We start from the raw sequence: 14137 nt of genomic DNA, 5'->3' as shown, positions 1-14137 counted from the left end.
AGATAAATATATGTTTTAAAACTCTGCATGATTTGGAGTTCTTGGAAATGGAATAACATCACGGATATTATTCATTCCTGTTATAAATTGAACTAAACGATCAAAACCTAAACCAAATCCACTATGAGGAACAGAACCGAAACGACGTGTATCTAAATACCACCAAAGTTTATTTTTGTCCGTATTTGTATCTTTTATGCGTTGTAATAATATTTCATAACGTTCTTCTCTTTGAGAACCTCCAATGATCTCTCCTATATCTGGAAATAAAAGATCCATAGCTCTAACTGTTTTTCCATCATTATTAATACGCATATAAAAAGCTTTAATAGAAGAAGGATAATCAAATACAACAACAGGAATTTTAAAATACTTATTGACTAAATATTGTTCATGTTCAGACTGTAAATCCATTCCCCAAACAATTGGATGAAAAAATTTCATATTTTGTTTTTTTTCTTCTTTGATAAGAATTTTTACAGCTTCTGTATAACTAATTCTTTTAAATGGAGATTTTAATACAATATTTAATCTTTCTAAAAGATGTTCTGTTTCATTTTTTTTATATTTTTTGAAGTGTTCGTTTAAAAAAGATAAATCTTCCATATTCTTGTCAAGAATATATTTTATAATAAATTTTAGAAAATCTTCAGCTAAATTTATATTTTCTTCTAGATCATAAAAAGCAATTTCTGGTTCTATCATCCAAAATTCTGATAAGTGCCGTGAAGTGTTGGAATTTTCTGCACGAAATACAGGCCCAAACGTGTATACTTTCCCTAATCCGAAAATAGCTGTTTCTGCTTCTAACTGTCCAGATACACTTAGGTAAGTTTTGCATTGAAAAAAATCTTTTGTATAATCTACTGGATTTTTTTTTAAATCCATGGTAGTAATTTGAAACATTTTACCACTTCCTTCACAATTAGAAGTAGTAATTATTGGAGTATGAACATAAAAAAAACCATGTTCATGGAAATATTGATGGATACAAAAAGCTATATGATGACGAATTCGCATAATACAGCTAAAAATATTTGTTCTGAAACGTAAATGTGCTTGCTCACGCAGTTTTTTAAAGCTATGTTTTTTAGGTTGCAAAATAGATTGTTGAAGAACACTAGAATCGACAAATCCATATACATTTATATCTGATGCATGCAATTCTATGCATTGTTTTTTCCCTATACTCTCTGTTACAGTTCCTATTACTTGAATTGAAGTTCCAATTGTTATTTTTTTATGATTTTTTTTTTTCAATTCTTGAGATAAAACAACTTGCAAATTTTTAATTGTAGATCCATCATTTAAAACAATAAAAATAGAAGAACGAAAAGAACGAATCCATCCTTTAACCAACACTTTTTTGTTTACAACAGTAATCCCTTCATCTAATAATTCTTTAATTGAATATTTTTTTACCATTATATTCTTAATATTTCTTTTTCCTTATAAAGGAATAAATTGTCTACTTTTTTTATATATTCACTTGTTATTTTTTGTATACGTGTTTCTCCTGATTTAGAAATATCTTCGGATATTTGTAATTTTCTTACATGTCTATTATTTTTTTTTCGGATGTTCCTTATGAGAACTTTTGCATGTTCTATTTGCAATTTAATTTTTTTTATGAGGTTTTTTCTTCCTTCTTCTGTAATAATTGGTAAATTTATATGAATAGATTCTCCTTTATTAGTTGGCATAAAACCTAAATTTGCATCTATAATAGCTTTGTCTATATGTGAAGTAATAGAACGATCCCAAGGATGAATAATAATATTCATACTATCTACAATCGTAATATTTGCTACTTCCATAAGCATGGAATGCTTTTCATAGCATTTTATTTTGATTTTTTCTAAAATAGAAACTACAGATTTGCTACCTAATCGAATACGATGAATGTCTTCTTTTAGTTGTTTCAAAATTTTTTCCATATCTCTTTTACAAGAACAAAAAATATTGTTTAATTCATCCATAATTTTATTTTTTTTTGGAAACTATAGTACCTATTTCTTCTCCAGAAATTACTTTTTTAAAATTTCCTTTTCTGTTAATATCAAAAATAATAATCGGTAAATTATTTTCATTTCCCAATATAAAAGCAGTTTGATCCATCACTTTGATCCCCATTTTATATACCATGTCAAAAGATATGCTTTTAATTTTTTTTGCATATTTATCTTTTTCTGGATCTGTTGTATAAATTCCATCAACTCTAGTTCCTTTTAACAATATATCAGCTTTTATTTCTATAGCACGTAAAACTGCGGCTGTATCTGTAGTAAAATAAGGATTTCCTAATCCTGCTACAAATATTACAACTCTTCCTCTTTCAAGATGATGAATAGCTCTATCTTTACCAAAAGGTTCTGCTATTTGATCCATTCTGATAGCTGTTTGAATGTAAGAACATATTCCTACATTTTCTAAATATGCTTGAAAAGCTATTCCGTTTATAACAGTAGCTAACATACCCATGTAATCTCCTTCTATACGATTTATAGTATTTTCCTTTATTCTAGAAAATCCTCTAAATATATTTCCTCCACCAATTACTATAGCTACTTGAGCTCCCATATCTACAACTTTTTTTACTTCTTCTGCATATTGTTGAAGACGAGTATAATGAAGTCCAAATTCATTAGTTCCCATCAAAGCTTCCCCGCTTAATTTCAATAGTGATCTTTTATACTTCATGAATTAGTATTTTTTATGAAAAAAGATATTATGGAAATATTCCTAATTTTTCATAAGAATCTACAATTTTGTTTATAGCAAGTATAAATGCTGCAGTTCGCATGTTATCTATTCTTGATGATTTTTTTATATCACGGATTTTATGGAATCCACTAATCATTGTATCTTCTAATCCACTTCTTACTAAATCAATCTCTCTTGGTCCTCTCAATATGATTTTTTTTTCTTCTTTTGAAATTTTGTTTTTGCATACAGTTTCAATAACTTGTAGTAATTCTGCATTCATGTTTTCGCTAAATTTTTTTTCCATACGTCCATAACGAACGTGGCTTAAATTTTTAAGCCATTCAAAATAGGAAACAGTAACTCCTCCCGCATTTAAATAAATATCAGGAACTATAATAATTCCTTTTTTTTCTAATATTTCATCTGCTTCTGGAGTGATAGGTCCATTTGCCGCTTCTCCAATAATTTTAGCCTTTATACGATTTGCATTATTCTTATGAATAACATTTTCTAATGCTGCAGGAATCAAAATATCGCATTCCAATTCTAAAGCGTTTTCTGTATTTTCAATATTTTTTGCTTTTGGAAAATTTAATATAGAACCTGTATTTTTCAAATGCGAAATAACTTTGGATATATTCAATCCTTTTTTATTATAAATAGCTCCTTCTCTTTCTGCTAAAGCTACAATAATTGCTCCAGCTTCATGAAAAAAAGTAGCAGCATGATATCCGACATTTCCTAACCCTTGTATTATAATTTTTTTTCCAACTAAACCAACATCAAGCCCTACAGAAGTCATATCTTCTTTCATTCTACATAGTTCTCGAATCCCATAAAAGACTCCTAACCCTGTTGCTTCTTTTCTACCTCTTACTCCTCCTTGAGACACTGGTTTCCCGGTAACACAAGCTAATGCGTCTACATCTCCAGGACGAATGGATAAAAAAGTATCAAAAATCCAACTCATTTCTCTTTCTCCAGTACCATAATCAGGAGCAGGTACGTCTATCCCCGGACCAATAAAATTTTTTTTAATTAATTCAGAAGTATAACGACGAGTTATTTTTTCTATATTTTCATATGATGTAGTTTGTGGATCAATTTTAATACCGCCCTTGGCCCCTCCAAAAGGAACGTCTACTATAGCACATTTGTAGGTCATCAGAGCTGCTAAAGTCATTATCTCATCCTGATTAACTTTGATACTATATCTAATTCCTCCTTTACAGGGAAGTTTATGGTGAGAATGTTGAACTCGATAAGCTTCAATAACTTTTATTTCTTTTTCTATTTTTACAGGAAAATGCATGCGATAAACAGCATTACAAGCTTTAATCTGTTCTAAAAGACCTTTTTCAATAGAAAGAAATCGTGTAGCTTTATCAAAATTTTTTTCTATACAATTAAAAAAACTGTATGTATCATTTTTATTTTGTTTTTTTTTGACATAAAAGTTTTTACACATTTTTTAGTTTTAGAAAATTAAAAATGCTATTGTTGAATACAAATCTACATTTTATAAATTTTAATATAAAACTTAATTTTATTGAGTTTTATATTAATAATGTAATATATTTATTATTTTTTTTGGGACTATAATTAATTTTTTAATAATTTTTTCTTTTAATAAAGATTTTGTTTTTGGATGATTTAAAATTTTATTTTTTATTTCTTGTGTAGAAATTCTAGAATCAAATTTTTCTGAAAATTTAAATTTTCCATTTAACATAATCGGATACGTTATTTCATCTACTATGAAATACTTTTGATTAAAAACTGGTATCGGACAATCAATAATAGATTTATTATTTCCTAATTTAAACCATAATTCTTCTGCTATATGAGGAGAAAATGGAGCTATTAATTGAACTAAAGGTTCCAATATTTTTCTTTTATTGCATTGTAACATAGTTAATTGATTTACAAAAATCATCAATAGACTGATAGATGTGTTGAAAGAAAAAGATTGTATTTTATTTTGTATATTTTTTATGGATTGATGTAAGATTTGTAATTCTTTGAATGTTGGATGAAGTTCACTAACTTGAAATTTATTCTCTTTATGAAATAATCTCCAAAATTTTTTCATAAAATTTTTTATTCCATTTATTTTTTGATCATCCCAAGGTTTTGACTGAGTGATAGGACCCAAAAACATTTCATATATTCGAAAAATATCTGATCCATATTTTTCACAAATATCATCAGGATTTATTACATTATATTTAGATTTAGACATTTTTTCCAATGTTCTCTTACAAAGAAAAATTCCTTTTTCCAATATGAAATTGGCATTACAAAATTCTGGTTTATTTTTTTTAAATTTTTCTATGTCCAATTCATTTTTCTTCTTTATTAAAGAAAGATTTACGTAAATTTCTTGAAATGAAATATTTTTTTCATTTTTCAATCCATAAGAAATAAAGGTATTTTCCCCTATAATTTTTAGTATAGAAGCAGAATAACTAAGTATCATTCCTGGGTTTAATATTTTTTTAAATGGTTCTTCAGCAGTAACCCATTCCCTATCTTTCAAAAATTTGTGCCAAAATCTTGCATAAATTAAATGACCTGTACTATGTTCAGATCCTCCAATATATAAATCAATATTATTCCAATAATGTTCTTTTTTTTTATCAAGAAAAAATTGATGGTTATGAACATCCATATACCTAAGAAAATACCAACTAGAACCGGCCCAACTTGGCATTGTAGAAGTTTCCATTTGAAATACATATTTATGATCAACTAATGTATTTGGAACGATTTTCATATTTTTTTCATCCCAAGCCCAATTTTTTGCTCTAACCAATGGAGATTCTCCATTTTTCGGATGATAATTATCTATTTTTGGGAGAATAAGAGGTAATTTATCTATAGGAATTGTTTTTGGAATATTTTTTTTAAAATAAATAGGAATTGGTTCTCCCCAATATCTTTGTCTAGAAAAAATAGCATCACGTATTTTGTAATTTGTTCTTTTCTTTCCTATTTTTTTTTCCAAAAAAACCTTTATAATTTTCTCTCTCGCCTGTTTTCTATTAAATCCATTTAATAATTCAGAATTAATACATATTTCATCATTTTTTTGATTTTTTTCATAAACTTTGATAATTTCTAATTCAAATTTTTTAGCAAATATTTTACTATTTTCTTCATGTCCAGGAATTCCTAAAATAGATTTTTTATGATGATTGAAAAAAAAGAAACTGCTAATATAAATAGGAATCTGTTTGCTTTTAATGAAAGGATGAAAAACATAGTTTCCTGTAAAAATTCCAGAAGGGATCTTTACATCTTCATTGACAGGAATATCCTGCATAAGGAATGCTAAAACATTTTTTTTTTGAAAATGAACACTGATTTTATCTGCAAGAGGATGATCTGGAGATAATATAATAAAAGTTAATCCAAATATCATTTCTGGATGAGAAATAAAAAATTCAATCTTATTGATTTGATTAATAGGATAAACAATTTTTAAAAAAAAAGAGATTCCTATTGACTTTCCTATCCAATTAGATTGCAATTTTTTTAAAGATTGAGAGCATTCAATAGAACTTAATCCTTTGATAAGTCTTTCTGCATATGCACTAATTCTTATATGCCATTGCAACATTTTTTTTTTGTATACTGGATACCCCCCCCTTTCACTTTTCCCATTTTTTATTTCATCATTAGCTAAAACAGTACCTAATCCTGGACACCAGTTTACTATATTCTTACATAAGAAGGCTAAACGATAATCTAAAAGAATAGATTCTTTTTCGTAAAGACTTAATTTATTCCATGTTTTTGAACTGAATTTATAATTGGAAGGAGTGCTTGCCTTTATGAATAAATTTCCGTTCTTATTAAATTCTTTAATTAAAGAATCTATAGGTTTAGCCTTTTCACAGTCTTTATCGTACCAAGAATTGAAAATTTGAATAAACATCCATTGGGTCCAACGATAATAACTAGGGTCACTAGTGTAAAATTTACGGGCCCAGTCAAAAGAAAGTCCTATTTTATCCATTTGATTTCGATAATTCTGTGAATTTTGAAAAGTTGTCTCGTAAGGATGTTTTCCAGTTTGAATTGCATATTGTTCTGCTGGTAATCCAAAAGAATCAAATCCTATTGGATTAAGGACGTTATATCCTTCTGCACGTTTATATCTTGCATATATATCTGATGCAACGTACCCTAAACAATGTCCTACATGAAGTCCTTCTCCAGAAGGATAAGGAAACATGTTTAAAATGTAGTATTTTTTCTTTTTTTCGTTTTCCTTAGTATGAAAAACATTATATTTTTTCCAGTATGTTTGCCAACGTTTTTCTATTTCTTTAAAATTATATTCCATTTTTATTTAAACTTTTTTTATTTAAACTTTATTTACAAAAAAATTACAATGATTACGTAATTTTAATTACTATAGGATGCTTCTGAAATGAATCAATCATACATATAAATATTCAAAAAAAAGTTTTTATAAAACAAAGAAAAAATGTTTAATGAGTATCAAGATTATTTAAATAATGAAAATTTTATAAATAATCAAACTATTAACAGCTTAATCAAAACAATTCATCATAATCCAAATGATGCAACAAAAGTATTTAGTTTAATAAAATTATGTAAAGCTATTTCTGTTTTTAATGGATTAGATTTTTCTGTAAAAAAAAAAATTATAGAAGAGTTACCTTCGATTCAGAAAATGGAATTTTTGAATAATTTATCAGTAGAAGATCGTATTTGTTTTTTAGAAAAAATTCCTAAAGATTTATTAAAAAAATTAATTAAATATTTAAATACAGAAGAAAAATGCAGAATTTTAGTATCGTTGGGTTATGCTGAAAATAGCATAGGTCGTTGGATGATCCCATATTATATTGCTGTTCCAAAAACTTGGACAGTGCAGGAAGTTCTTGATTATATTCGAAAAGAAGTGAAGAATAATGATGTAATAGAAATAGAAATTGTTTATATCATTGATAAAGAAGGGAAATTAATAGATGATATAAAGATTAGGGAATTTCTACTGGTAGATCCAAATACAAAAGTATCGGATTTAATAGATGGTCGGTCTTCTGTAGCTTTAAATCTGACAGATACAGAAGAAGAAACTCCTAAAATATTTTATAAAAACAATAGAGTTTCTCTTCCAGTTATTGATAATCGTAACTTTTTATTAGGAATAGTAACAGTAGATGATATTTTATGGGTATTAAATGAAAATTATAGAGAATATCTTCAAAAGATAGGAGGAATGGAAGAAACATTAAATCAATCTTATCTGAATGAACCTTTATATCGATTGATTAAAAAAAGAGCAGGATGGTTAATCTTATTGTTCGTAGGAGAAATGTTAACAACAACGGTTATGCAAAAATATTCAAGTGTTATCGAAAAAGCAGTAGTTATTGCTTTATTTATTCCTTTGGTTGTTTCAAGTGGAGGGAACAGTGGATCTCAAGCTGCGAGCTTAATCATTCAAGCAATGGCTGTGGGAGAAGTGAAAATAAAAGATTGGTGGATAGTTATGCGGAGAGAAATTATTTGTGGTTTTTTTTTGGGTAGTATTTTAGGATTAACTGGATTCCTACGTATAATAGTTTGGCATAATATTAATTTATTCAATTATGGACCTCATTGGATATTAGTCGGATTCACTGTTTTTTTTTCTTTGATTGGAGTAGTGTTATGGGGAACATTAAGTGGGTCTATGTTACCTTTTATAATAAAAAAGTTTAGAGGAGATCCAGCTAGTTCTTCTGCACCTTTTGTGGCAACATTAGTTGATGTTATCGGATTAATGATATATTTTTCTGTGTGCTACATTCTTTTACGTGGAACTTTATTGTGAAAATATATTTCTACAATTCTCCAGAACTTTTTTAAAATCTTCAGGAATTGGGCAAGAAAAATGGCATTTTCCGTTTTTAGGATGAATAAAAGAGATAGAAATAGCATGTAACGCTTGTCTTCGTAAGATTTTTAAACAAGTATTGAAAAATACTATATTTTTATTTGAACATTTTTTTTTCATGAAAATTTTGTTTCCTCCATAGATTGAATCATGAAATAATGGATGTCCTAAATGTTCAAAATGAGCTCTTATTTGATGTGTTTTTCCGGTTTTTATATTGCAAGAAATATATGTCAGATGTTGAAATCTTTCAAGTACTTTGTAATGTGTAATAGAATATTTTCCTTTCTCTTCGTATTTATGATTTTTATTTTTCTGAAAAATGGTCATTTTTTTTCTATTTTTAGGATCTCTTCCAATAAAACCAGTTATAATTCCTTTTTCTTCAATCAAATTTCCCCATATTAAAGCTATGTATTTTCTTTCAATCGTTCTATAATAAAATTGTTGAAATAAATGTTTTTGAGAATATTCATTTTTAGCTAAAATTAATAAACCTGATGTATTTTTATCTAATCTATGAACTAATCCACATCTATATAGGTTAAAATTCTGAAAATTTGAATTTATGAGATGATGTTTAATTCCATGAATTAATGTTCCCGTCTCATTCCCAAAACCAGGGTGAACTACCATTCCTGCAGGTTTATTTACTATAATAACATCTTCATCTTCATGAAGAATATCTATATTCATTTTTTCTGCATCAATATTTTTATATTCTAAATTATCTAGAAGAGCAGGTCTTGAAATTTCTATTTCAACAAAATCAAAAGGTTTGATTTTATAATTTTTTTTTATAGTCTTTTTGTTTACTAAAATTTTTTCGGAAATTACACATTTTTGGATTTGATTTCTACTAATGTCTTTTATATAATTTTTTAAAAATTTATCAATACGAATTTCTTCTTGATTTTTATCTGCAATAATTTTAATCAATGTAGATCTTCTCATTTCATGAATTTAATTATTTTTCTCTTCTGGTTTTTTCTCTCCTGGTTTTTTCTCTCCTGGTTTTTTATATCCTGGTTTTTTATTTCTGGTTTTTTCTCTTCTGGTTTTTTCTCTTCTGGTTTTTTCTCTTCTGGTTTTTTCTCTTCTGGTTTTTTCTCTTCTGGTTTTTTCTCTTCTGGTTTTTTCTCTTCTGGTTTTTTCTCTCCTGGTTTTTTCTCTCCTGGTTTTTTCTCTCCTGGTTTTTTCTCTCCTGGTTTTTTCTCTTCTGGTTTTTTCTCTTCTGGTTTTTTTGAAGTTAACCATAGTTCAATTAATTTATTCTTATCCTGAATTTCTCCAGGAAAAGGATTTTGACGATATACTTTTGCATTTTTATCTTTATCAGAATTTTTTATTGTATGATCATAATAAGAATTAATAACACTAAATAATTTTTCTTTTAAAATAGAATTTGCAGAATGGAGTGTCATACCAATTACATTTGGAACAACTGAATTGTTTTTTTCATATCCTTTTCCAATTATCAAAGTGACTCCATCCTGATGCTTGGAAGAAAAAATATATCCAGAGTGGATGGATTGTTTTTTATAAAAAACTTTTAAAACAGTTCCTTTCGTTATATCATCGATATATCTAATGTTTTTTACAGGTATATGATTAGCATGAAGTAACTTCATTGCAAAATACTTGCTCTTGTTTATAATATTAGGTAATACAGTAATATGTTGTTTGTATTTAGAAAAATTAACTTGAAGATATATATGTCTTCCTTCTTTTACATGATCTCCAGCCTCTGGAGAAAAAGAAATAACTTGATTATTCCTAAAACTAGGATTATATCGAGACGTATCTATATCATATTTTAATCCTAATTTTTTGAGGATAGATATGGATTGAGATAAAGTTAAATAACGTAAGTTTGGTACTACTACATAAGAACCATGTTTAGTATAAATATCAGACCATTTTAATGCAATTTTAGTGATTTTATATAAAAAAAATATAGAAATTAATAAATTAATGATGAATATTGCAAAATATTTTGAATAATTCATAAAAAATATTTTATTAAAAATATAAAAATCATTTTTATATTCACAATCAAAACTGAAAAATAAAGATTAATCATGAAAAAAATAGCTGTCATTGTAGGTGGATATACAAAGGAGTCAGAAATATCACTAGAAAGCGGAAAAGTAGTTTATAAAAACTTATGCAGAAAAGAATTTGATCCTTATAAAGTATACATTTTTAAAGATAAATGGTTTATGGAAGATGATAAAAAAAAAAATTATATCATTGACAAACGTGATTTTTCCGTAAATATGGGAATACGAAGAATACAATTTGATTGCGTATTTAATGCTATTCATGGAACTCCAGGAGAAGACGGTATATTACAAGCCTATTTCGAATTATTAAAAATTCCTTATACAGGATGTAATTTTCATCATGCTAATATAACTTTTAACAAAAAGTATTGTTTAACTTTATTAAAACATTTTGGAATTAATACTGCTGTCTCTATTTTTTTAAATAAAAATCAAACCTTTTGCAAGGAAAAAATTTTAAAAAAAGTAGGAATTCCTTGTTTCGTCAAACCTAATAAATCTGGATCTAGTTTAGGAGTAAGTAAAGTTTATGAAGAAAAACATTTTCTGAATGCATTGGAAAAAGCCTTTGAAGAGGATGAAGAAATTATCATAGAATCTTTCCTTGAAGGAAGAGAAGTATCTGTAGGAGTTCTTTCTTTCAAAAAGAAAATTATTGTTTTACCTATAACAGAAATAATTAGTCAAAATGATTTCTTTGATTTTGAGTCTAAATATTCTGGAAATTCTCAAGAAATAACACCCGCAAATTTGCTTCCAAATATTCAAAGTAAAATACAAAAAATTGCGAAAAAAGTATATAATTCTTTAAATTTATCAGGAATATCTAGAGCGGAGTATATCATTGTAAATGAAGAACCTTTTTTTTTAGAAATTAATACAGTTCCAGGTCTATCGGAAAAAAGTATTTTTCCAAAACAACTGAAAATAGCTGGAATTTCTTTATCTGATGCATTTAAAGATTATATCAATTCTTCCATTGAAAAAATGAAAAAATAATAAATTAAATATTTTTATAATTTGCAATTACATTTTTTTTCGCAAAATTTTTTATCATATGATAAAAAATTTATCAGTTTTTTTGTAAAAAAAATAATTGAATATAAAAATAATATTCCTATTATTAAGTATTGACACATTTTATTTTAAAATTTGATATGTAAGAAATGAAGTAATGTAAGCGACTGAAGTCATAAAAATAAATTGTATTATTGGCCATTTCCAAGATTTCGTTTCTTTTCTCATTACAGATAAAGTGCTCATACACTGCATAGAAAATGCATAAAAAAACAGTAAAGAAACTCCTGTTGCTAAATTATAAATAGGCTTTTTTGTTATGGAAGAAACTTCTCCTTTCATTTTTTCTTTCAAAAAAATTCCTTTTTGTTCTATTTTATATACAGAAGCCATAGTACTTACAAAAACTTCTCTTGCTACAAGAGAAGATAATAATCCTATTCCTATTTTCCAATCATATCCTAAAGGATAAATCATAGGTTCTATTTTTTTTCCAATTATACCTAAATATGAATGAGATAATTCTTTTTTTTGCATATATTTCCATATGATTGAATTGTGAGATTCAAAATTTTCTGAAGGCCCAAAAGTTCCTAATACCCAAATTAATATATTTATCAATAATATCATTTTGCCTGCGTTTACAACGAATGATTTAAGATTAACCCATAAAGTAATGAATATATTTTTAAATATAGGAAACTTGTAAGTAGGTATTTCCATAATAAGATGGCTATGATAATTTTTTTTTAAAATTTTATGGAAAATCATTGATACACTTAAAGCAGATATGACTCCTAATAAATACATAGACATGAGAACTATTCCTCTTAATTGGATAAAATACCATCTGTAATTCGGTATGATTGTAGATATAATTAAAGTATAAACAGGTAATCTTGCAGAACATGTTATAAAAGGAGTAGCTAAAATAGTAATTAAACGATCTCTTGGATTCTCAATATGTCTAGTGGACATTATAGCTGGAATAGAACAAGATATGCTAGATATAAGAGGAACAATACTTTTCCCATTTAATCCGAAAGGGCGCATAATTCTATCCATTAAAAAAATAACTCTGCTTATGTAACCACTTTCTTCCATAAGAAGAAGAAAGAATAGTAAAATAAAAATTTGAGGAATGAAAGTTACAATAGTACTGATTCCAGGAAATATCCCTTGTAATAAAAAATTATTTAAAGGACCTGGATAAAAATTTTCCAATTTTTTTTGAATATAAGAAAAAATAAATTCTATAAATTCTTTAGGTATTTCTGCCCAAAAAAAAACACACTGAAAAATAATAAATAAAAGAAAGAAAAAAATTAAATAACCCCAAAAAGGATGAACAATTAAATTATTATCTATTTTTTTTGAAAATTCTAAATAATTTTTTTCTTTATCTGAAATAAATTTGGAAACGGTTTTAGAAAAAATTTTTCCTATTTCTTCATATCTGTCTAACGTTTCTTTTATTTGCAATCTTTTGGATATAATATTGTATTTCTTTTTTATTTTACTTAAAAAATAATCTTCTTTTAAAGATTTTCCATTATAAGCTAAATAATACCAAGCTTTATAACTATTTACTTTGCAAGTTTTTTTTACATCATTAATAGCAATAGAGTAACGTAATCCTGGTTTGAAAAAATAAAATTCTTTTGTTTTTTGATCAAGATTCTTAATTTTTTTTTTAACTTCTTCTAATCCTAGTCCTTTTCTTGCGTTAATTAATACGATTTCTGTGAAGAGGACTTTTTTTAATTTTCCTATATCAATGAATATTCCCCTTTTTTCTGCTTCATCTAACATATTTAATAGAAATAAAACAGGGAATCCTAGATCTTGCACTTGTCTAAATAAAAGGAGACTTTTTTTTATATTGGAAGAATCTGCTATAACCATAATTTTATCAGGATAATCCACATCATCGATATTATTAAGTATTTTACTAACTATTTCTTCATCTTCAGATGAAGGATATATGCTATAAGTTCCAGGAAGATCTACAATTTGATAATGTATATTTTCATAATAAAAATATCCTATTTTCTTATCTACTGTAACTCCTGAATAATTTCCTACTTTTTGGTTAAGTCCAGTTAATTTATTAAACAAAGAAGTTTTTCCTACATTTGGGTTCCCAATAAGTGCTAATTTTATTACTCTTCTTTGCATTTTTTACATTTTTTTAAGGGTTCTATTATGATATTATCTGCTTCTTCTTTACGTAAAGCCAAACAAGATTGATTATAACTTATGCATAGTGGATCATAAAAAATAGAAACAAAAAGTATTTCAAATTCTACCCCAGGTAAAATACCTAGTTCTAATAATTTTATGGGAAAATTTTCGTTGTTATATTTATATCCCTTTATAATTCCTTTTTCTCCTTTTTTAAGATTCGATAAATTCAAAGTTTTTAATTTTA

At 26.4% G+C, this 14137-nt stretch carries 11 protein-coding genes; 2 read left to right on the top strand and 9 right to left on the bottom strand.

Going from position 1 to position 14137, the window contains the following annotated elements:
• Positions 1–15: 15 nt before the first annotated feature.
• The 5 genes from asnS to leuS form a co-directional block, all read right to left on the bottom strand.
• A complete protein-coding gene (gene asnS, locus H0H40_RS02575; protein ID WP_185868948.1) occupies positions 16–1425 on the bottom strand; it encodes an asparagine--tRNA ligase in 1410 nt (469 codons plus the stop codon).
• Entirely contained in the window at positions 1425–1979 is a 555-nt protein-coding gene (frr, locus tag H0H40_RS02570; protein ID WP_185868947.1) for a ribosome recycling factor, read from the bottom strand. The genes asnS and frr overlap by 1 nt, the downstream gene beginning before the upstream one ends.
• Before the next feature lie 4 nt (positions 1980–1983).
• On the bottom strand, positions 1984–2700 hold the full coding sequence (gene pyrH / locus H0H40_RS02565) for a UMP kinase (RefSeq protein WP_185868946.1): 717 nt from the start codon (positions 2698–2700) through the stop codon (positions 1984–1986).
• 28 nt (positions 2701–2728) lie between these two features.
• Entirely contained in the window at positions 2729–4174 is a 1446-nt protein-coding gene (locus H0H40_RS02560) for a Glu/Leu/Phe/Val family dehydrogenase (RefSeq protein ID WP_185868945.1), read from the bottom strand.
• A 93-nt stretch (positions 4175–4267) separates the two neighbouring features.
• A complete protein-coding gene (gene leuS / locus H0H40_RS02555; RefSeq protein ID WP_185868944.1) occupies positions 4268–7057 on the bottom strand; it encodes a leucine--tRNA ligase in 2790 nt (929 codons plus the stop codon).
• A gap of 144 nt (positions 7058–7201) precedes the next feature.
• Between leuS and mgtE the strand changes: the two genes are divergently transcribed.
• A complete protein-coding gene (mgtE, locus tag H0H40_RS02550) occupies positions 7202–8560 on the top strand; it encodes a magnesium transporter (protein ID WP_185868943.1) in 1359 nt (452 codons plus the stop codon).
• Here mgtE and H0H40_RS02545 read toward each other — a convergent pair.
• Positions 8552–9577, bottom strand: a complete 1026-nt coding sequence (locus tag H0H40_RS02545) for an RluA family pseudouridine synthase (protein WP_185868942.1) — start codon at positions 9575–9577, stop codon at positions 8552–8554. The two genes, mgtE and H0H40_RS02545, sit on opposite strands and share 9 nt — an antisense overlap.
• On the bottom strand, positions 9574–10632 hold the full coding sequence (locus H0H40_RS02540) for a PASTA domain-containing protein (RefSeq protein ID WP_185868941.1): 1059 nt from the start codon (positions 10630–10632) through the stop codon (positions 9574–9576). The genes H0H40_RS02545 and H0H40_RS02540 overlap by 4 nt, the downstream gene beginning before the upstream one ends.
• A 72-nt stretch (positions 10633–10704) precedes the next feature.
• Here H0H40_RS02540 and H0H40_RS02535 point away from each other — a divergent pair, with 72 nt between their 5' ends.
• Positions 10705–11688: a D-alanine--D-alanine ligase gene (locus tag H0H40_RS02535; RefSeq protein ID WP_185868940.1), complete on the top strand. Its 984-nt coding sequence runs from the start codon at positions 10705–10707 to the stop codon at positions 11686–11688.
• Between the two features lie 141 nt (positions 11689–11829).
• On the opposite strand, the gene feoB is transcribed toward H0H40_RS02535, so the two are convergent.
• Positions 11830–13884 carry a ferrous iron transport protein B gene (gene feoB, locus H0H40_RS02530; RefSeq protein WP_185868939.1) on the bottom strand — a complete coding sequence of 685 codons (2055 nt, stop codon included), beginning with the start codon at positions 13882–13884 and terminating at the stop codon, positions 11830–11832.
• Positions 13869–14123 (bottom strand): FeoA family protein, encoded by a 255-nt coding sequence (locus tag H0H40_RS02525; protein ID WP_185868938.1) that lies wholly within the window; start codon positions 14121–14123, stop codon positions 13869–13871. The genes feoB and H0H40_RS02525 overlap by 16 nt, the downstream gene beginning before the upstream one ends.
• Between the last annotated feature and the right edge of the window lie 14 nt (positions 14124–14137).

The organism is Blattabacterium cuenoti (assembly GCF_014252295.1).
In the GTDB taxonomy this organism is placed as follows: Bacteria; Bacteroidota; Bacteroidia; order Flavobacteriales; family Blattabacteriaceae; genus Blattabacterium; species Blattabacterium cuenoti_V.
Note: the sequence above shows the minus strand (reverse complement) of the source record. Positions and strands in the feature narration are given on the sequence as shown.

Coding starts and splice junctions, on each gene's coding strand:
- mgtE (WP_185868943.1), top strand. CDS start 7,202: ATGTTTAATGAGTATCAAGATTATTTAAATAATGAAAATTTTATAAAT.
- frr (WP_185868947.1), bottom strand. CDS start 1,979: ATGGATGAATTAAACAATATTTTTTGTTCTTGTAAAAGAGATATGGAA.
- H0H40_RS02540 (WP_185868941.1), bottom strand. CDS start 10,632: ATGAATTATTCAAAATATTTTGCAATATTCATCATTAATTTATTAATT.
- H0H40_RS02560 (WP_185868945.1), bottom strand. CDS start 4,174: ATGTGTAAAAACTTTTATGTCAAAAAAAAACAAAATAAAAATGATACA.
- leuS (WP_185868944.1), bottom strand. CDS start 7,057: ATGGAATATAATTTTAAAGAAATAGAAAAACGTTGGCAAACATACTGG.
- H0H40_RS02545 (WP_185868942.1), bottom strand. CDS start 9,577: ATGAGAAGATCTACATTGATTAAAATTATTGCAGATAAAAATCAAGAA.
- H0H40_RS02535 (WP_185868940.1), top strand. CDS start 10,705: ATGAAAAAAATAGCTGTCATTGTAGGTGGATATACAAAGGAGTCAGAA.
- asnS (WP_185868948.1), bottom strand. CDS start 1,425: ATGGTAAAAAAATATTCAATTAAAGAATTATTAGATGAAGGGATTACT.
- pyrH (WP_185868946.1), bottom strand. CDS start 2,700: ATGAAGTATAAAAGATCACTATTGAAATTAAGCGGGGAAGCTTTGATG.
- feoB (WP_185868939.1), bottom strand. CDS start 13,884: ATGCAAAGAAGAGTAATAAAATTAGCACTTATTGGGAACCCAAATGTA.